Source organism: Myxosarcina sp. GI1(2024) (assembly GCF_053543375.1).
Genome location: NZ_JBKGTY010000012.1, coordinates 41,644 through 60,295, shown reverse-complemented (window position 1 = coordinate 60,295; position 18,652 = coordinate 41,644). Strand labels below are relative to the sequence as shown.

Below are 18,652 nucleotides of genomic sequence, written 5' to 3'. Positions count from 1 at the left end.
CTACTACGGAGCAGTATTGGAGTGACAGTAAAACCAGAATGGTTGAGAGTAAAAGCACCGCAATGGCAGCGTGTCGGTAGCGTAACTGAGATTTTGAGAGATTTAAGTTTGAACACCGTTTGTGAAGAGGCTTCTTGTCCCAATATTGGTGAATGTTTTAATGTAGGAACGGCAACATTTCTAATTATGGGTCCTGCTTGCACTCGTGCTTGTCCTTACTGTGATATTGATTTTGAGAAAAAACCTCAAGCACTCGATCCCCGCGAACCTCTACAGCTAGCAGAAGCAGTACGCCGTCTCAAACTCAACCACGTAGTAATTACCTCGGTCAATCGAGACGACCTAGCCGACGGTGGTGCTTCTCAGTTCGTAGGCTGTATTGAAGAAATACGCAAGATTTCGCCCCAAACCACTATCGAACTACTCATTCCCGATCTTTGTGGTAACTGGCAAGCCTTGAACCACATTTTATCGGCACGACCAGACGTACTCAACCACAATACAGAAACTATTCCACGGCTGTATCGACAAGTACGTCCTCAAGGAAATTATCTTCGTTCTCTAGAAGTTTTAAAGCAAACTCGCGCGATCGCACCATGGATTTATACGAAGTCGGGCATTATGGTAGGCTTAGGCGAAACAGATGCTGAAGTCTGTCAGGTGATGGAAGATTTACGGAGCGTTGATTGCGATATTTTAACTATCGGTCAATACCTTCAGCCGTCTACCAAACATTTACAAGTTAAAGAGTTTGTAAACCCCGCTCAGTTCGCTCGCTGGCAAAAATTCGGAGAGTCTCTTGGTTTTCTCCAGGTTGTTTCTAGTCCTCTTACCCGTAGTTCTTACCATGCAGAACAAGTTAGGACTTTAATGAAACTTTATCCTCGTTCCCAACCCAATCATTTATCCGTATAAAGACTGTAAGTATCTCATCAAAGTCACTAGCTATCCCTTGGAAGAAGGAGTAATCTGCCTTCTTTGTTCTTAATTCTCAACTGACAAGCTAATAGCTAATGACTCTGCTTGTTTTAGCTGCGATCTCCAATCGAACTCACGATGGCGACAGAGTAATAACGGTTTTCAATTGTTAATAACCGTAAAATTTTGTTTTTTTCGGAACAATTACCGAGCATTTGGCTTCATCACTGCCATAGAGTCGTAAACTGCTCTGTCGTCCCTAGCTTGACGGCATAGCTCACCGCGAAATTAGTTAAGTATGATTCCTCAGGCGGGAAGATTCGTGTAATTTTTCTTTACATCAATGTCTCTTCTATCAAGTGAATTTAAGTTAAATCACTGACTGGTTTCAAAAAAACTTTTCGGAGATGTTCTTTTTTTGCTTGAATTTGGGCAACCTATCCTCAGAGGAATTATTCAAACCTAATTTTCACGCTAAGTCATCAATAAGAGATCTTTATGCTTGCCAGTTCTTTATACGTTAAAACCGAAAAAGCCAATTCTGCTGATACCATTTCCACTGTAGATTTAGAAGAAAAAGATGAAAATTCGCTTAAATTTGCCGATGAAGATTTAGTAGAACTCGATTTTGACAATTTAGATCCAGAAAGCTCTTTTGGAAGAGTAAATCGAACTACTACCGATCTAGTTAGACTGTACTTACAAGAGATTGGTAGAGTCCCTTTACTAGAAAGAGATGAGGAAGTTTCCGAAGCTCAAAAAGTTCAACGCCATATTAATATTTTAGAGCAACGCACCCAAGCTGCCAAGAACGGTGACCGAATAATTCAAGAATTCGTGGCATTAGTCGATGTTCACGACCGTTTAGTAACTCAACTCAGTCATCGTCCTTCTTTGAAAAGATGGGCTAAAGCTGTCGGAATGGAAATTGTCGAACTCAAAGCCCTCTTAAAACAAGGTAAACAACGTTGGGCAGAAGTTGTAGGCTGTGAGGTCAAAGAATTAGAGAACATTCAACGAAGCGGTATTCGTGCTAAAGAGCACATGATCAAAGCTAATCTGCGCTTGGTGGTTTCAGTAGCTAAAAAATACCAAAATCGCGGTTTAGAACTTCTCGATCTGATCCAAGAAGGAACTCTGGGACTAGAACGCGCAGTAGAAAAATTCGATCCTACTAAAGGATATCGCTTTAGTACCTATGCTTACTGGTGGATTCGCCAGGGAATTACCAGAGCGATCGCCACTCAAAGCCGAACCATTCGCCTTCCCGTTCACATCACTGAGAAACTCAACAAAATTAAAAAAGCTCAACGCAAAATTTCTCAAGAAATGGGACGCACTCCCAAGATTGAGGACATTGCTCAAGAGCTAGAAATGTCTCCGGCACAAATTCGAGAAGTATTATTGCGCGTACCGCGTTCTGTTTCTTTAGAGATTAAAGTCGGTAAAGAAAAAGATACTGAATTAGGAGATTTGCTAGAAACTGAAAGTGCTTCTCCCGAAGAAACCCTGATGCGGGAATCTTTGCAAAAAGACTTGAATTTTTTGCTTTCCGAACTCACTAGTCGCGAACGGGAGGTAATTCAAATGCGTTTTGGTTTCGGCGGCGAAAAACCCTTTTCATTAGCCGAAATTGGTCGCTGTTTGGAACTTTCTCGCGAAAGAGTCAGACAGATTGAAGCCAAAGCCTTGCAGAAATTACGTCAACCCAGACGGAGAAATATGATTAGAGATTATCTCGAATCTTTAAGTTGAGCGGTGAAATGTAGGAATATGTCAAAGTCAAGCACGTGTTCCTACACTAACTCTCTAATCTCATACAGTTTCGCGAATTTTACCTGCTTCTACCGACATAATCTGAGAATCTTTAATCCAATCGTGATTGAAAGATCCCAGATGAGTCGTAGTAATCAAAGTTTGAAAGCGATCGCCAATTGCGGCTAAAAGCTGGTTTTGCCGATTGGGGTCGAGTTCTGCTAAAACATCGTCAAGTAATAATAAGGGTGGTTCTCCTATTACCTCTTCAATTAATTTCAATTCTGCCAGCTTTAAGGCTAAAACCAGAGTGCGCTGCTGTCCTTGGGAACCATAGTATCTAGCTGGCGAGCGATCGATAGTGAATTCAACTTCATCTCGATGGGGTCCGACGACGGTTTTTCCCTGATATTGTTCGACATTACGACGCTGCGCTATTTTAGCTAAAAAAGCTCGCTGTACCCGTTCGGGATCGTCTTCGGTCCATTCCACATTGGGTAAATAATTTATTTCGAGCTGCTCGGTTTTGCTGCTGATGCGGTCGTGCCAGGCTTGAGCGATGGGAGTTAGTCTGGCTAAAACTCTAGCGCGTCTTCTAGTTACTCTCGAGCCGGCTGCAGCCAGTTGTTCGTCCCATAGTTGTAGTTGACGACTGTAGAGATCGCCAATCGCGGTTGGTTCTGTATCGGGGTGTTCTCGAGCTAGAGTACGAATTTTTTTGAGCAAAGCATTACGCTGACGTAAGATCTTGTTATATTGCTGTAAGATATGAGCATATACGGGTTCTAGTTGAATTAACAGGCTATCGACCCAATTACGGCGAGCATCTGGCGCACCGCGAACCAGATCTAAGTCCAAACTAGAAAACTGTACGGCATTGAGTACTCCTAAAAAGTCTAGCTGGCGGCGTAACCCTTCTCGGTTAAGAGCGACCGTTCTTCTTCCTTGGCGACGCAATGTAATGCTGAGTTCTGTCGTTCCGTAAGCACGTTCTAAAGTTGCTTCGATTTGCCCGACTAAACTATTTTCCAAAATTAATTCGCGATCGCGACTGGTTCGATGGCTTTTTAAAGTTGCCAGTAATTCTACTGCCTCTAATAAGTTAGACTTTCCCTGAGCGTTGTTGCCAACGATAATTGTTTTTTGTGCCGTAAAATTAATCTGGCGATCGTCGTAATTACGAAACGACCGCAGACGCAGATTTTTTAAATACATTAAATTTATTTGCCCACCGAACTAGAAGCTAGTTCAGGTTGTTGCTCGAGCCGCTCTCTGTCTTGGCGACGTTTTTTGGCGTAAAGCTGGATGGTTACTACCATTGTTAATACTAAGCCTGCTATCAGCCAGGTAGTTAAATCTAACGGCAAACTGTTTTTAAATACCGCGAGAAGAACGATGAGCACCAGAAAAATTGACGGAGCTTCATTTAAGGCTCGAAACTGCTGTCCCGTCCACTGACATTCGTTATTAGCCAGCTTTTTCATAATACGACGACAGTAGTGATGATAGCCAATGAGCAATAGAACTAAACCTAACTTGGCGTGTAGCCAGCCAGATTTAAGCACTTCTGGTTCTGTATATATCAGCCCCCCTGCCATTACTACAGTCAAAATCATCCCAGGAGTAGTAATGATGCTGTAGAGGCGTTTTTCCATCAACTCATATTGTTTTTTTAAAATACTTCTTGCGGGCTCGCTTTTCTGTTCTGCTTCGGCATGATAGACAAACAGGCGCACTAAATAAAATAATCCTGCGAACCAAGCTACGATTCCCACAAGATGAAATGCTTTAAACCAGTAATAAGCCATAAATAAATATTTTTAAGTTTTCTAATCGTGTATGTATTCTTCTGATGTGAGTTTATATTTTTCTCAGCTACTGGATACTGCTTTGCAATAAAATTTTAAGTCTGCAGTTAGAATAAGAAAGCTTTTGCTCGTTAAATAATCTAACAACAATAACTCGAATATGGCTTTAGTAATTAGCGAACCGCTCGAGGTCGAACGTATAGCGATCGGGATCGCTAATCTTCCTGCTTCATACCTAAGAACCAAAATCCTGCAGCTATCAGACTTGCATTATGATAGCGTTCACTTGTCTGAAGAACTATTAGCACGAGCGATCGCCCTAAGCAATTGGGAAAATCCCGACTTGGTAGTAATAACAGGAGATTTTGTCACTGACGATCCTCGTCAAATTGTCAGGCTAGCACGGCAGCTTCGATCTCTGATTAGTAACAAAGGTTGGCATCAGATCCGCAGAAACCAGCTTTATGTCAATCGGGGTTTGGGTACTTACGCTCCCGGTCGAATTTTTTGTCCTCCAGAATTAACCGTAATCACTTTAGAATCTCAATCTTCTTGAGGATAGCGAATCCATAAATCTGTTTGTTGTCTGAGACTCTGGTAATCACCATTACCTAAAATTAAATGATCTAGTAAGGGAATCGCCAGACAGTCTGCAGCTTTTAGTAATTGTTCGGTTAAATCGATGTCCGCCTCAGACGGTTCGAGATTTCCCGAAGGGTGATTGTGAGCGACAATTAATTTAGTCGCACCTTGGCGTACCACTTCCCGAAATACTTCGCGGGGATGCACCAAAGTTTCTGTAGCCGTACCAATGGTGATAGTTTTGCTAGCCATCAACCGATTTTTGACATCTAACAGCAGTACGGCAAACTTTTCGCGATCTTGCCACATCAAATCTTGACTTAATGCTGCTGCTGCTGCCGCACAATTATCTACCAAAACTCTTTCGTTGGGTCTAAATTGAAAAGTTCGTTTGCCTAGTTCTACAGCGGCTACTATAGTTGCGGCTTTGGCAGGTCCGATGCCGGGAATTTCCATCAACTCTTGAGGGTTGATATCACGCAGTACTTCGAGAGAAGAACGTTTGTCTGCCTCCAACTGTTTGAGAATATATTGTGCTAAACCGATCGCCGATAGCTTTCCTTTACCTTGACCCGTTGCCAGTAAAATTGCAATTAATTCGGCAGTGGCTAAATGTCTCGCTCCCAAAGCCAGTAATCTTTCACGAGGACGTTCGCCTACAGGAATATCGGCGATTCTCAAACTATAGCTCATGTCAGCGAACTGAGAACAGCAAGCAAAGACAAGTAAGCTTAGTCAGGGAAAAATTAATTATTAAACATAAATAGAATAAATAGAAGTGTATTTTCACGACTTGGCGCTCGTAGCTAAAAAATAGTTTATCGGCGTTATATTTAAGCGGTTTTACCTAATATTGATAATTTAATGCCAATATAGCCTATTTATTCTAAGTTCGCAGCTTTTTACAGCATATTTAAACTTGTTAATTACCTGTAGTCAATCAACTATTAACTATTAACCATCAACAAAAAATTAATTTCTAATTAGTTCGACTCCATCTTTGCCATCAGTATCTTTAAGATAGACTTTAACTTTTTCTTCAGAGGCAGTAGGTAGTTTTTTACCTGTAAAATCGGGGTGAATGGGTACCTCTCGATGTCCGCGATCTACCAACACCGCCAAGCGAATTGATTCTGGTCTACCATATTCAGTAACGGCATTAAGTGCGGCACGAATAGTACGACCTTTGAAAATTACATCATCGACTAAAATTACTGTTTTACCCGTCAGATCGACAGGAATTTTGGTTCTTTCCGGAGTACGAGTCCCAATCCGATCGAGGTCGTCGCGGTAAAAAGTAATATCAATTGCTCCAACTGCAATCGGCAAATCTTCTAACATTTCGATTTGTCGTGCCAACAAATGAGCTAAAGGCACACCTCTGGTGTAGATCCCAATTAAAATTACTTTAGACAGATCTCCAGTTTTTTCGGCTATTTGAGAAGCCATACGAGTTAAAGTACGGCGAATTTCTTCAGCAGAGAGGATTTCTACTATTTTGGCAGGCATTCTATTTAGTAAACAGCACTCGGCAAATGGTTGTCAGTTCGGGAGTTATAGTTTATTTGAGTTAGAGCTCGGAACCAAAAATCGACGGGAGGTAGGAAGTAGACAATCGAGATAATTTAGCTCTTACTTTTTTTAAGGAGTAAAAGTAGGTTCTGAGTTGGGATTTTGGCGACTGCGAACTACGATAGCCTGTATTCGGGGCGTATTTAATAATTTTCGCGTGTCTTCAATCAAGCGATCGCCCCAAAGATTATCTCTTAAAAATTGGATATCTGCATAACGTTCGTCTAAAGCCAAAGCTGCTTCGGCTAATTCGATACCTTTTTCTTCTTCACCTCTGGCATAGTAAGCTACTGCCAAAGCCAGGCGAGGTTCTGCTTGTTCGCTATCTACCTCTAAAACCCTCTGCCATTTATCGATTGCCGCTTCGGTTTTTCCTTGCTCGTACTCTACCAAACCCACGTTGTTCAAAGCAGGCCAAAAACTCTCTTCTAGAGCAAAAGCCCGTTCGTAAAAAGCGATCGCTTTTTCTGGTTGTTCTAACTTAAAATAGGTATTGCCTAAATCGAATAAGGCTTCAGGTGACTCATCGTTAATTTCTAGTCCCGATTCTAGTTTTTCTTTGGCTGCTTGATAATTCCCTTTTTGAAAATAAGCATTACCCAAACTAAACAAGATTCCTTCCTGCTCTGGTGCTAGAGATTCAGCTTTTTGTAAAACTTCAATACCGCGATCGAGGTTATCTTGCTGTAAGTATAAACTGCCTAGAATGAACCAAACTTCATGATTATTAGGAGCCAATTGAGCAGCTAATTCTGCTCTGGGTACTGCTAGTTCGTATTGTTGAAATCTGATTAGTTGAACCACATCTTGTAACAGCTGCAACCCCTGCAACTCTAGCTTTTCAGAATTTAATTTAGGTACATAGGGCAGCACGGCTTGCCCTCTAACTGGAAGAGCAATACTTGAAATACCAGCACAGGCTATTAATGATATGAACCAGTTAAGTTTCGGCACGATTTCGCCTCAATTGCAATTGAATAAAGTTTGGCTCTTGCGACCTTAATCATAATCGCTTCGAGCATGTTGTTTTAAGATAGTCGTTTTAACTTTCTAACCAATATATATATAATGAGCGTTCTTAGCGAGCGTACTTTCAAGAACGCAGACTTAAAACATTAGTATCTCTAACTGACAGGAGATGCCGAAATTAAGGCACGCGATCGTTAGTTAGATTAATTATTTTCAATCTTAAGTGCATTTTTCCCTGATTTAAACGTATAAATTTTTAGTTGACCGGTCATAACACGACTATTTGCGAATTTCACTCTATTAAGTTTTTATTTAAGTTAGCATATGTATATATGTACATATGTAAAGTTAACTTAGTTTGTCAAAGCTTAATTTGAGCGAACTCGAGAGCATAAATTGGGCATTTGTTTATTTTTTTATTATTAAATTTTTGACCAACGGTCAGAGGTTTCCTCCGATACGGGAATGTCCGTCAAGATAGGCTCCGTCGAGGGCGCGGAGTAATCTCTGACTCGCGCTGAAAAAGCTAGCTTGCCTTAGCTTCAGAACTTTTGCGATTAATCCCAAATCTTATTTTATTTTTATCAAGCTAACAATGGAAATTCCTGTTATCGGCAAAGTAAAACATCCCTTACCTTGGTTGTTGGGTTTGACAACTGCTGGTTTAGTTTTAGTCGGAGGAACCACTTACGGTATCTTACAAAATCGCTCCAAGCCCGATCTAGAAGCTCTAACCGTAGCCGCAACTCAGCAAGATTTAAGTGTAGAAATTGAAGCCAGTGGTAGAGTCGAGCCAGTTAAAAGCGTGAATATCAGCCCCAAAGAGCCAGGACGTTTAGTAAAATTGCTGGTAGAACAGGGCGACCGCGTCTCTGCCGGACAAACTCTAGCAATTATGGAAAACTCCGAACAGCAAGTAGAGACGGTTCGGGCTGAAGCCGAACTCAGGCAAAGTCGCGCTAACTTAGCTGAAGGTAGAGCCAAGATCGAAGCTGAAATCGCTCAAGCGCAAGCCAGACTGGAGCAAGCAGAGGCACGTTTGCAGCAAGCCAAAGCGAGAATTCCTAGAGATATCGAACAAACTAAAGCGCAACTTGATGCCGCCGAGTCCCGACTTCAATTAGTAGAAGAGCGTAAAAGACGCAATCAATATCTTTTAGACGAGGGCGCAATTTCTGAAGATACCTATGACGAAGCTTTTAACGACTATCAAAATGCTCTAGCGAATATTAATGAATTAAAGCAAAGATTACAACAGTTAGAAATAACTGGCAGTTCGGAAATCGGACAGCTAGAAGCCGAAGTAAACGAAGCCAGAACTGCTTTAGAACAAAGACAGCAAACCGCCGATGATGAAATCGCAGCTTTAGAGGCTAGCAGCGAGATTTCCCAGGCGGCTTTAGAAAGAAGCCAAATTCAATATGCCGACACCATCATTAAAGCACCTTTCGATGGCATTGTCACTCAAAGATATGCCTTTGAAGGATCGTTTGTCACTCCTTCTACTTCAGCATCTACTACCGCCTCAGCTTCTGCTACTTCAATTTTGGCGTTAGCACAGGGGTTAGAGGTAGTGGCAAAAGTTCCCGAACTAGATGTGGGACAGTTAAAACCAGGGCAAAAAGTTAGAATTATTGCTGATGCCTATCCAGATGAGGTGTTTTTTGGTGAAGTAGAGCGAATTGCTCCTGAAGCAGTTATCGAAGATAATGTGACTTCTTTTGAAGTTAAAATTCGTTTGCTAACGGATCAAGACAAGTTGCGCTCGAAGATGAATGTGGATGCGATTTTTCTCGGGCAAGAATTAAACGATACTTTAGTAGTTCCCACAGTGGCGATTGTTACTCAGGAGGGAGAAACGGGAGTGATGATTCTCAACGCCAACGACGAACCAGAATTTAAACCTGTCAAAATTGGACTGACAATTGAGGACAAAACTCAGGTTTTAGAGGGATTAGCTGCCGGCGATCGCGTATTTATCGACCTACCAGAAGAACGAGAGGACAACGAAGATAATTAGTAGCTAAAGCTTAATAGAAGCGATCGATAGTCGAAAATTAATTTTTATATTTTATCAATGAATCTAACAGAAACCTTTAAAATGGCGACTTCAACTTTGTTCGCCAATAAAATGCGTAGTACTCTAACTATGTTGGGAATTGTAATTGGTAATGCTTCGGTAATTGCCATGGTGGGGGTTGGAGAAGGTACGCAACAATTAGCCTCGGAGCAGTTCGAGTCTTTAGGTCCTAACACGATTTTTGTCGTACCTGGTGCAGAGGACGAAAGGCGAACCAGTTTCAATCTGCCAAAAACTTTAGTCTGGGAGGATGCGATCGCCATTGACGAACAGGTACCGACGGTAAGTAAAGTCGCCCCGCAAATCAGTGGCAATCAGTTAATTACTTATCGCAATCGCAACGCTAAAGAATCGGTTATCGGTACGACTCCAGAATATTTATCTGTCAGAAGTTTCGAACTCGCTGAAGGTAGATTTATTAGCGATAGCGACCTCAAACGCAACGGTCGAGTGGTAGTTTTGGGTTCGGAAATTGCCGATAAATTTTTTCCCCAACAAAGTCCTTTAGGCAAATCGATTCGGATTAAAAACATCAGCTTTAAGATTATTGGCGTGTTAGAAGCCAAGGGTGCTTTTTTAGGAGACAACCAAGACCGCAATGTTTATATTCCCCTCAGCACGATGGCAAGTCAAATTGTCGGGGAAACCTCTCCTTACGGTACGCAGCTGACCTTTATTTCCATTACGGCTAAAAACGAGCAGAGTATTCGCGCTGCTAAATTCCAAATTGAAAATTTACTGCGTCTGCGCCATCAAATTAGCGGTGAAGACGATTTCAGCGTCCGGACTCAAAAAGATATTTTAGAAGTCGTCGGTACGATTACCAATGCCTTGACGATTTTACTCGCGGCGATCGCGGGAATTTCCCTATTAGTCGGCGGCATAGGAGTAATGAACATCATGCTAGTAGCCGTTACCGAACGCACCCAGGAAATTGGCTTGCGTAAGGCGATCGGTGCTAAAGAAGGCGATATTTTAACCCAATTTCTCATCGAAGCGACTATTCTCTCCGCAGCAGGCGGCATCGTCGGCACGATTATTGGCGTGAGCGGTATTTTAATCGTCGGCGCCGTTTCTCCTCTCTCTGCTACGGTATCTCCTGTCGCGATCGTTCTTGCCATTGGGGTATCTGGCGGTATCGGTCTATTTTTTGGTGTTTTTCCCGCCAGAACAGCAGCTAAGTTAGATCCAATTGTGGCATTGAGGAGCGTTTAGGAGCAAACATTATCCCAATATCCTTGGTTTAGGTAATAAACAAAAAACTCATCGTCAAAATCCCATAATTAAAGTTTTATCGATCGATATATATAGAGCTTATGGATAATCTTAAAGGCTACGCTGTTATTCAAGACTTGCATATAGCGCAATCTCTTATTAAAAGAATTGAGGAACGTAAAAATTTTTCGGGCAGCTGGTCTCAGCCGATACCTCATCCGACTGATAATGAATACTTAATACTTGTTGACTGGGGACAGCTTAAAGGATGTGAAGAACTGTTTTCTGGCTTTGAAATAATTTCCAAAAAAGAAGCTAAAGATAGGTGATGGTACTTTGGTCCTTTCACTGGAACTTTTGCGAGAAAAATTCAAAAGATGGAGTCCAGTGGGAATTCATGAAGCAAAGTATGAGATTACTGTCTTAAACCCTCCAAAAACACATTTAGGTAAAACAATATCTGGTGCCTTATTGCTTCAAATGCTCCAACTCATTCGAGATTACTACGCAAATTTATTGTTTGAGGCACGATATTGTATTGGAGAAGGACATTCTCCTCAATCGGCGGGAGTCAATTTCACTGAGGACGCAAGCATGCGTGTTAAAAATACAGACCCTTGATTAATCCGGCACAGGCTTACACTTTTACTGCACCTGACTGGTGAGTGAAGAAATACTTGGTAAATATTTTATCTATGTCTGGTAAACTTAGTCGTAAAAATGAAGTCGCATTCTACCTAGAGAATATCAGCTAAATATACAATTAATTAGAAGCATTTATGGTCTTTTCAATTCTGAAAAATATTTTGATTCGGGAACGAAATATCTTGAATTGGGAAAGCTTTCAGCAAAGCACTCACAAAATACGGCCACAACATTTGTTGCAGGGCAACTTTTTATTTATCAAGCTGCTACTTTCACTCTATGGTTATTAGTCTGTCCTATTTCTAGGCTCTCTGCTAGAAACAAAGTTGATTTCATAGGCATTGTTTTTCATAGCTTAACTTCGACTGAGTAAGGAGCTACACATCATGCGAATAGAAACAGAGCGGCTTATTCTTCGAGAATTTCAGCGGGAAGATCTCCAAGAACTTGCACCAATATTTGCAGATCCTAAAGTTATGCAATTCTCTCCAACTGGGGTTAACTCAGTTAAGCAGGTACAGGAAAGGATAGAAGGTTTTATCGCCTGCTACAACCAGTTTGGCTTTGGAAAATGGGCTGTTATTCTCAAAGATAGCAAACAGTTGCTTGGGTATTGCGGAATAGCAGTAGAGCAAATCGATGGCAAGGACGAAAAAGAACTTGGCTATCGGCTCGATTCAAGGTATTGGCGACAGGGCTTAGCGACCGAAGCTGCATCAGCGTCAATTAAATGTGGATTTGAGCGATTTAATCTTCCATACGTTTTTGGTATTGTTGAACGGGCAAACACAGCTTCAGTTAGAGTTCTTGAGAAGATAGGTATGCAACATCAAGGAACAACGATATTCCATGAAACAGAGATGGAGCTCTATCGAATCGATGCCGCTGCATAACAACCTAGATGGAGCGGAATAAGAACGGAGCATGGGTTCGAGCCGCTCATCTGGAACCTTATACTTCAAGCAATAACAAATTTTTCATGAAGAGGAACAATAACTATGACTCATTTAATTCGTTGTAATTGTGGTAAGCTCAATGGCAAAGTCATGCGCACTAAAAATGTAAATAGGTGTGTATGCTACTGTGCAGATTGCCAAGCATTCGCCCGTTTTCTGAAACGAGAAAATGAGATCCTCGATAAAATGGGCGGTACTAGCATCATTCAAACCATCCCTAATAATGTCACCTTTTCCCAAGGAATCGAGAACCTAGCTTGTATGCGCCTTACGACTACGGGGTTACTGCGATGGTATGCCGCTTGTTGTAATACACCAATCGGTAATACACCTCCAGATCCCAATATATCCTTTATTGGTTTAATCCATAATTGCTTGAGTTCAGATCGAAATTCACTAGACAAAGTGTTTGGCGCTATACGTATGCAAGTAAATACCAAATATGCGATTGGAGAAGATAAGCCAAAACCGACGGGAGTTTTATCTGGCACCTTGCGCGTGATTGGCATGATACTTAAAGCACGTCTTGATGGTAGTTATAAACGTACTCCCTTCTTTGCTCCAGAATCTGGTGCTCCCATAGTTTCCCCAAAAGTGCTTAGCAAGCAGGAGTTTAAAGATGTAATGGATGCCGTATGACAAAGGTATTGCAGCGGATAACATCGAGCTCCGGGCACGAAAATAAAGTTGCTATCTGCTGCTGAACACGACCGTTAAATTTAGTCATGTCATATCTAGAAAATGTCAGCTAAATCTACAATTAATCCTGGCAATAACTCTTCCCCAGATAAACTATCAGCATTATTAATTATTTCTCCTTCGCGACCCTGACGATAAATTTCGACTTCTCTTGCATCGGGGTTAATCAACCAACCGAGTTTTACACCGCAACTTATATATTCCTTCATCTTTTGCTGCGTGGTTGACAAATCGTCAGTCGGTGAGATTAGTTCGATCGCAAAATCGGGGTCGATAGGTGCAAAACCTCGTTTTTGTTTGTCGCTTAAGCTGTTCCAGCGATCGCTCGTAATCCAACTTACATCGGGGGAACGAATCGCGCCATTGGATAATTTAAAACCCGTCGAAGAATCAAAGACAACTCCCAGCTTAGTCTGACGATTCCAGTACCAAATTTGTCCAAATAAATCTCCATTGCGTTTTCCGCTTTCGCTTCCTGTAGGGGACATAACGATTAGTTTTCCATGAGCATCGGTTTCAAACCTTAAATCGGGATTTTCACGACATAACTGCTCTAAGGCGCGATCGCTTATAGCATCAGTAAAGGCTCTGATATCGATGGTGTAAGTCATTTTGTCTGGCTCAAAGCGTTATTTAATAATTATAAAATTGGAAATTAAAGTGTAATGTTTTCATCCCGATCGACGCTCAGAGCGATCGCACCTTTAGTTTCCCAATCCGGTCGCTTCAAGCGATAAACAAAGTACTCATCTTTACCAAACCGCTGCTGCTCGACAAATTGGAAGCCGAGACGTTCGTAAAAACGGTGGGCGCAGGTATTGTTGGCAAGTGGATCGACAAGTACCGCCGTCACCAGCGGCTCTCTTAAACATCGCTTAAGTGCGAGCTGCATCATTTTCGTACGATAACCTTTACCCAAATCTCTCTCGTCCCCAATCCAAATGACAATAGCGTGAAGATTCGGTGTGACATTACCCCAATAGTGACTATCTTCAAGTGCTGGATCGATAATCTAGATAAATCCGATGGGACGATAGACGAAGGGAAGTCTTACAGCTTTGAACTATTATGGATTAGTAGCCTTAGCGAAAATCGACTGCTCCGCGAATGATTCAATGATGGAACTACTCACTAACCCCTTCTATGAAACAGCTTTTGTCTTAATGATTTCCGCTATAATCGGAGCAATTGGTTTAGGGCTGCGTCAGCCGTTGATTGTAGCGTTCATTGCAGTGGGCATTCTGGTTGGACCTTCAGCCTTCAGCTGGGTTATCCCCAGTGAAGAAATGGAACTGCTTGCCGAGTTGGGCATTGCCCTACTGCTGTTTGTGGTGGGGCTGAAGCTTGACCTACATCTGATTCAGAGCATGGGATCGGTGGCACTAGCGACGGGGCTGGGACAAGTAGCCTTCACCTCAATTGTGGGTTTTTTGATTTCCCTTCTGCTGGGGTTTGCTCCCCTAACAGCAGTGTATATTGCCGTCGCCTTGACCTTTTCCAGCACGATAATTGTTGTCAAACTCCTCTCGGATAAGCGAGAGATTGATTCTCTACACGGTCGTATTGCGCTAGGCTTTCTGATTGTGCAAGATCTGGTCGTGGTGCTGGTCATGATTAGTCTGTCGGCTTTGGGTGGTGAAGCCGATCTTTCTCCAGGGATGACCCTGCTGCAACTGTTGCTGAAGGGGGGACTATTGCTTCTAGGGGTAGGAGGCATGATGATCTTTGTGCTGCCGAAGTTACTCAACCATTTGGCGCGATCGCTGGAATTGTTGCTAATCTTTGCGATTGCTTGGGCTGTGACTCTTTCTGCTCTGAGTGAAATTTTGGGCTTCAGCAGCGAAGTAGGGGCGTTTCTGGCGGGTATTTCTATAGCTTCTACACGCTATCGAGATGCGATCGGGTCACGATTAGTCAGTATTCGAGACTTTCTGCTGCTGTTCTTTTTTGTTAATCTGGGTGCTCACTTGGACTTGCATCTGCTGGGGGCGCAGATTGTGCCTGCCCTGATGTTGTCACTGTTCGTGCTGATTGGCAACCCCACCATTGTCATGACTATCATGGGCTACATGGGCTATCGCAAGCGTACTAGTCTGCTTTCCGGGTTGACGGTAGCCCAAATTAGCGAATTTTCCCTGATTCTCGCAGCACTTGGACTAAGCCTGGGTCATATTGATGAAGAAACTGTAGGGCTGATCACATTAGTGGGTTTGATTACCATAGGCATATCTACTTACATGATCTTGTATTCCCATCTGCTTTATGAACAGCTATCACCCATGTTAAGTATCTTTGAACGTAGAATGCCCCACCGAGAAGAAGCAGGAGATACCAACTTCGATGCTACGGGAGCTGATGTGATTGTCTATGGCTTAGGTCGCTATGGTGGCTGGTTGGTGAATAGCTTAAGCAGCAAAGGACTAATTGTTCATGGTGTGGACTTTGACCCTGAAAACGTGAGGCGTTGGCGGCGACAGGGGTTCTCAGTCCACTACGGTGATGCAGAAGATCCAGAGTACCCTAGCCACCTTCCCCTCAACACGGTTAAGTGGGTAGTCAGCAGTATCCCAGGGCTTGAGGTTAACCTAACCCTGTTACATGCTCTCCAGCACTACGGCTATAAGGGTAAACTAGCAGTCACCATACATCAAAATCGCGAAGATGCAGCACTACAAACCTCTGAGGTGGATTTGATTCTGCGCCCTTTTGTAGATGCAGCAGAGCAGGCAGCAGAGGAGCTATCAAAGGATCTAAAACGACAGCGGGAGTAGTTCAATGTTTTTCTAGAGTGAACAACTTGGTTAATATCGGCTTAAATAATCCAGAAGCATCGGAATCAGGCAAAGTTCATGCCTTTTTCTTGTTATACCAATTGGACAAGTAATGAGAGACTTAAAATGAGCTAAATTTTGATATATTGTCATTTCAGCCTTACCATTCATCATTTGACCAATGAGTTCTCAACGGTAAATCAAGGTTTACAATGCTGAAGTGCGTAAGTCCTGGCTAAGTAATTTTTGAGATTGAGTATGACCGAAACATCTTCTTTAGTTCGCCTATCCCAAGCGCATTTAAACTTGTTAGAGATTTGTCCGCCCAAGTTTCAACAGGTTTATTTAGAACAGTTGAGTTCCCTGCCCAATACTCAAACGCAACAAAACATAGCTTGGGGTAGTCGCTTTCACCTGCTGATGCAGCAAAGAGAACTAGGTTTACCCATTGCTCCTTTATTGGATGATTCTTTAGAAACTGCGATCGCCACCGTCTCAGAACTTTTAGGCGACTTAGGAGATAGTTGGCGCGAGGCAGAACACTGCCGCACTCTAGGCTGGAATAATTTTCTCTTGACGGTAATTTACGACTTGTTAATTGCCGAACCCGGACGAGCCAGAATTTTAGATTGGAAAACCTATCGTCAGCCAGCTAAACCCCAACTTCTAGCAAATAACTGGCAAACTCGGCTTTATCTTTACGTTTTAGCAGAAACTTCCAACTATTTACCCGAACAGATTTCGATGACCTATTGGTTTGTCAACGGCACTCCTAGAAATCAAACCTTTAGTTACGATTGCGATCGCCACCAGCAAACCAAACGAGATTTAACCTACTTGCTGAGTAATCTCCAAGATTACCTCCAACGCAATCGAGCAGAAGGCATCGATTTTCCCCATCGTGCCGACTGTCAGAGCAACTGTCCCTACTACCAAAAACTGGTAGCGAGCGATCGCATCCAGAATAGGGACTCTGAGTTAACTTCCCTAGCGGCGATCGAAGAAATATCAATATAGCAGATGGCAAGATTAAATGATAATCTAAAAGATGGCAAAATTTTACACTTAAATAAGATTTTCCCTGCCAAATATAAATAAAAACAGCTAACCACCGAGTAAATTTAAGCATGGTAGCCACAACAGATAAAACAAACATTGGTAAAATTATTCAGATCATTGGACCCGTTGTCGATGCCGAATTTTCTAGCGGCAAAATGCCTCGAATTTACAATGCCTTGCGTGTAGAAGGTAAAAATCCCGCAGGGCAAGATGTTGCTGTTACCTGCGAAGTACAGCAGCTATTAGGAGACAACCAAGTTCGAGCCGTGGCGATGAGCGGTACTGATGGCTTGGTCAGAGGAATGGAGATTAACGATACTGGCGCACCCATTAGCGTTCCCGTCGGTAAAGCCACCCTCGGTAGAATCTTTAACGTTCTCGGCGAACCCGTTGACAATGCGGGTGAAGTTAAAACCGATGAGACTTCACCCATTCACCGTCCCGCTCCCAAACTGACCGAACTGGAAACCAAACCCAAAGTATTTGAGACTGGAGTTAAAGTTGTCGATCTGTTAACTCCCTATCGTCAAGGCGGTAAAATTGGTCTATTTGGTGGTGCTGGTGTTGGTAAAACCGTCATTATGATGGAATTGATCAATAACATCGCTATTCAGCACGGTGGTGTATCGGTATTCGGCGGCGTAGGGGAACGCACTCGTGAAGGAAACGACCTCTACAACGAGATGATTGAGTCGAACGTCATCGATACCGAAAACCCTGAAAAATCGAAAATTGCCTTGGTATACGGTCAGATGAACGAACCACCTGGAGCGAGAATGCGCGTCGGTCTATCGGCACTGACGATGGCTGAATACTTCCGCGATGTCAACAAACAAGATGTTTTGTTGTTTATCGATAACATTTTCCGCTTCGTACAAGCCGGTTCTGAGGTATCGGCTCTCTTAGGTAGGATGCCATCTGCTGTAGGATATCAACCTACTTTAGGTACTGACGTAGGAGACTTGCAAGAACGCATTACCTCTACTAAGGAAGGTTCGATTACCTCGATTCAAGCAGTTTACGTTCCTGCCGATGACTTGACCGACCCCGCTCCCGCGACTACTTTTGCTCACTTAGACGGAACCACCGTACTATCTCGTGCTTTGGCTTCTAAAGGAATTTATCCGGCGGTAGACCCCTTGGGTTCTACTAGCACGATGTTGCAGCCCAATATTGTTGGCGGTAAGCACTACGATACCGCTCGTGCAGTGCAGTCTACTTTACAACGTTATAAAGAACTGCAAGACATTATTGCTATTTTGGGTCTAGACGAACTTTCTGAAGACGACCGTCTTACGGTAGACCGCGCCCGCAAAATCGAGCGTTTCTTATCTCAACCTTTCTTTGTTGCCGAAGTATTTACCGGTTTACCAGGTAAGTATGTAACTTTAGAAGAGACAATTGCTGGCTTTGAAGCGATTCTCAGCGGCGAATTAGACGATTTGCCAGAGCAAGCCTTTTATCTAGTAGGCAATATCGACGAAGCTAAAGCTAAAGCTGAAAAACTTAAAGCTGAGGCATAGAAAGTTGTTGTAGGCGTTCTCAGTGAACGCCTACTCCGTTTTACTTAAAATAATTGGATTTCACTAACCGATAACTGGAAACCTCACAGGGTTTTACTAT

17 protein-coding genes and 1 pseudogene are annotated in these 18,652 nt (G+C 42.7%); 11 read left to right on the top strand and 7 right to left on the bottom strand.

Going from position 1 to position 18,652, the window contains the following annotated elements:
- Nucleotides 1-15: 15 nt before the first annotated feature.
- Together lipA and sigC are read left to right on the top strand one after the other, a co-directional pair.
- Nucleotides 16-915, top strand: coding sequence for a lipoyl synthase (gene lipA / locus ACLFKQ_RS27180; RefSeq protein WP_449002852.1), 900 nt, complete (start codon nt 16-18; stop codon nt 913-915).
- Between the two features lie 501 nt (nt 916-1,416).
- Nucleotides 1,417-2,673, top strand: a complete 1,257-nt coding sequence (gene sigC, locus ACLFKQ_RS27175; protein ID WP_449002777.1) for an RNA polymerase sigma factor SigC — start codon at nt 1,417-1,419, stop codon at nt 2,671-2,673.
- Between the two features lie 60 nt (nt 2,674-2,733).
- Here sigC and recF read toward each other — a convergent pair whose 3' ends face one another.
- Together recF and hemJ are read right to left on the bottom strand one after the other, a co-directional pair.
- Nucleotides 2,734-3,888, bottom strand: coding sequence for a DNA replication/repair protein RecF (gene recF / locus ACLFKQ_RS27170; protein ID WP_449002776.1), 1,155 nt, complete (start codon nt 3,886-3,888; stop codon nt 2,734-2,736).
- 5 nt (nt 3,889-3,893) lie between these two features.
- Nucleotides 3,894-4,481, bottom strand: coding sequence for a protoporphyrinogen oxidase HemJ (hemJ, locus tag ACLFKQ_RS27165; protein ID WP_449002775.1), 588 nt, complete (start codon nt 4,479-4,481; stop codon nt 3,894-3,896).
- Between the two features lie 160 nt (nt 4,482-4,641).
- On the opposite strand from hemJ, the gene ACLFKQ_RS27160 reads away from it, so the two are divergent.
- Nucleotides 4,642-5,037: a metallophosphoesterase gene (locus ACLFKQ_RS27160; RefSeq protein ID WP_449002774.1), complete on the top strand. Its 396-nt coding sequence runs from the start codon at nt 4,642-4,644 to the stop codon at nt 5,035-5,037.
- On the opposite strand, the gene radC is transcribed toward ACLFKQ_RS27160, so the two are convergent.
- The 3 genes from radC to ACLFKQ_RS27145 form a co-directional block, all read right to left on the bottom strand.
- On the bottom strand, nt 5,025-5,756 hold the full coding sequence (gene radC, locus ACLFKQ_RS27155; RefSeq protein ID WP_449002773.1) for a RadC family protein: 732 nt from the start codon (nt 5,754-5,756) through the stop codon (nt 5,025-5,027). The two genes, ACLFKQ_RS27160 and radC, sit on opposite strands and share 13 nt — an antisense overlap.
- A 279-nt stretch (nt 5,757-6,035) precedes the next feature.
- Nucleotides 6,036-6,572: a bifunctional pyr operon transcriptional regulator/uracil phosphoribosyltransferase PyrR gene (pyrR, locus tag ACLFKQ_RS27150; protein WP_449002772.1), complete on the bottom strand. Its 537-nt coding sequence runs from the start codon at nt 6,570-6,572 to the stop codon at nt 6,036-6,038.
- A gap of 132 nt (nt 6,573-6,704) precedes the next feature.
- Entirely contained in the window at nt 6,705-7,589 is an 885-nt protein-coding gene (locus ACLFKQ_RS27145) for a tetratricopeptide repeat protein (RefSeq protein ID WP_449002771.1), read from the bottom strand.
- 610 nt (nt 7,590-8,199) lie between these two features.
- Between ACLFKQ_RS27145 and ACLFKQ_RS27140 the strand changes: the two genes are divergently transcribed.
- From ACLFKQ_RS27140 to ACLFKQ_RS27120, 5 genes are all read left to right on the top strand, one after another.
- Nucleotides 8,200-9,624 (top strand): efflux RND transporter periplasmic adaptor subunit, encoded by a 1,425-nt coding sequence (locus tag ACLFKQ_RS27140; RefSeq protein WP_449002770.1) that lies wholly within the window; start codon nt 8,200-8,202, stop codon nt 9,622-9,624.
- Nucleotides 9,625-9,681: 57 nt separating this feature from the next.
- Complete coding sequence (locus ACLFKQ_RS27135; RefSeq protein ID WP_449002769.1) at nt 9,682-10,899, top strand: ABC transporter permease; 1,218 nt, start codon at nt 9,682-9,684, stop codon at nt 10,897-10,899.
- A 101-nt stretch (nt 10,900-11,000) separates the two neighbouring features.
- Complete coding sequence (locus ACLFKQ_RS27130) at nt 11,001-11,228, top strand: hypothetical protein (protein WP_449002768.1); 228 nt, start codon at nt 11,001-11,003, stop codon at nt 11,226-11,228.
- A gap of 702 nt (nt 11,229-11,930) precedes the next feature.
- Entirely contained in the window at nt 11,931-12,437 is a 507-nt protein-coding gene (locus tag ACLFKQ_RS27125; protein WP_449002767.1) for a GNAT family N-acetyltransferase, read from the top strand.
- Between the two features lie 105 nt (nt 12,438-12,542).
- Nucleotides 12,543-13,139: a DUF6151 family protein gene (locus ACLFKQ_RS27120; protein ID WP_449002766.1), complete on the top strand. Its 597-nt coding sequence runs from the start codon at nt 12,543-12,545 to the stop codon at nt 13,137-13,139.
- Between the two features lie 95 nt (nt 13,140-13,234).
- Here ACLFKQ_RS27120 and ACLFKQ_RS27115 read toward each other — a convergent pair whose 3' ends face one another.
- Nucleotides 13,235-13,810 (bottom strand): Uma2 family endonuclease, encoded by a 576-nt coding sequence (locus tag ACLFKQ_RS27115; RefSeq protein WP_449002765.1) that lies wholly within the window; start codon nt 13,808-13,810, stop codon nt 13,235-13,237.
- Nucleotides 13,811-13,854: 44 nt separating this feature from the next.
- Nucleotides 13,855-14,232 (bottom strand): annotated as a pseudogene (locus ACLFKQ_RS27110) (GNAT family N-acetyltransferase); the annotation flags it as partial.
- An 85-nt stretch (nt 14,233-14,317) separates the two neighbouring features.
- Here ACLFKQ_RS27110 and ACLFKQ_RS27105 point away from each other — a divergent pair.
- The 3 genes from ACLFKQ_RS27105 (at nt 14,318) to atpD (ending at nt 18,552) form a co-directional block, all read left to right on the top strand.
- The gene (locus ACLFKQ_RS27105) at nt 14,318-15,970 is read left to right on the top strand and encodes a cation:proton antiporter (protein WP_449002851.1); all 1,653 of its coding nucleotides are present in this window, start codon (nt 14,318-14,320) and stop codon (nt 15,968-15,970) included.
- Nucleotides 15,971-16,228: 258 nt separating this feature from the next.
- The gene (locus ACLFKQ_RS27100; protein ID WP_449002764.1) at nt 16,229-16,987 is read left to right on the top strand and encodes a PD-(D/E)XK nuclease family protein; all 759 of its coding nucleotides are present in this window, start codon (nt 16,229-16,231) and stop codon (nt 16,985-16,987) included.
- A 110-nt stretch (nt 16,988-17,097) separates the two neighbouring features.
- Nucleotides 17,098-18,552, top strand: a complete 1,455-nt coding sequence (gene atpD, locus ACLFKQ_RS27095; RefSeq protein WP_449002763.1) for a F0F1 ATP synthase subunit beta — start codon at nt 17,098-17,100, stop codon at nt 18,550-18,552.
- Nucleotides 18,553-18,652: the final 100 nt, after the last annotated feature.

Excerpts from the sequence above, each read along its gene's own strand:
- sigC (WP_449002777.1), top strand. The coding sequence starts at position 1,417 with ATGCTTGCCAGTTCTTTATACGTTAAAACCGAAAAAGCCAATTCTGCT.
- recF (WP_449002776.1), bottom strand. The coding sequence starts at position 3,888 with ATGTATTTAAAAAATCTGCGTCTGCGGTCGTTTCGTAATTACGACGAT.
- hemJ (WP_449002775.1), bottom strand. The coding sequence starts at position 4,481 with ATGGCTTATTACTGGTTTAAAGCATTTCATCTTGTGGGAATCGTAGCT.
- ACLFKQ_RS27160 (WP_449002774.1), top strand. The coding sequence starts at position 4,642 with ATGGCTTTAGTAATTAGCGAACCGCTCGAGGTCGAACGTATAGCGATC.
- radC (WP_449002773.1), bottom strand. The coding sequence starts at position 5,756 with ATGAGCTATAGTTTGAGAATCGCCGATATTCCTGTAGGCGAACGTCCT.
- pyrR (WP_449002772.1), bottom strand. The coding sequence starts at position 6,572 with ATGCCTGCCAAAATAGTAGAAATCCTCTCTGCTGAAGAAATTCGCCGT.
- ACLFKQ_RS27140 (WP_449002770.1), top strand. The coding sequence starts at position 8,200 with ATGGAAATTCCTGTTATCGGCAAAGTAAAACATCCCTTACCTTGGTTG.
- ACLFKQ_RS27135 (WP_449002769.1), top strand. The coding sequence starts at position 9,682 with ATGAATCTAACAGAAACCTTTAAAATGGCGACTTCAACTTTGTTCGCC.
- ACLFKQ_RS27130 (WP_449002768.1), top strand. The coding sequence starts at position 11,001 with ATGGATAATCTTAAAGGCTACGCTGTTATTCAAGACTTGCATATAGCG.
- ACLFKQ_RS27125 (WP_449002767.1), top strand. The coding sequence starts at position 11,931 with ATGCGAATAGAAACAGAGCGGCTTATTCTTCGAGAATTTCAGCGGGAA.
- ACLFKQ_RS27120 (WP_449002766.1), top strand. The coding sequence starts at position 12,543 with ATGACTCATTTAATTCGTTGTAATTGTGGTAAGCTCAATGGCAAAGTC.
- ACLFKQ_RS27115 (WP_449002765.1), bottom strand. The coding sequence starts at position 13,810 with ATGACTTACACCATCGATATCAGAGCCTTTACTGATGCTATAAGCGAT.
- ACLFKQ_RS27105 (WP_449002851.1), top strand. The coding sequence starts at position 14,318 with ATGGAACTACTCACTAACCCCTTCTATGAAACAGCTTTTGTCTTAATG.
- ACLFKQ_RS27100 (WP_449002764.1), top strand. The coding sequence starts at position 16,229 with ATGACCGAAACATCTTCTTTAGTTCGCCTATCCCAAGCGCATTTAAAC.
- atpD (WP_449002763.1), top strand. The coding sequence starts at position 17,098 with ATGGTAGCCACAACAGATAAAACAAACATTGGTAAAATTATTCAGATC.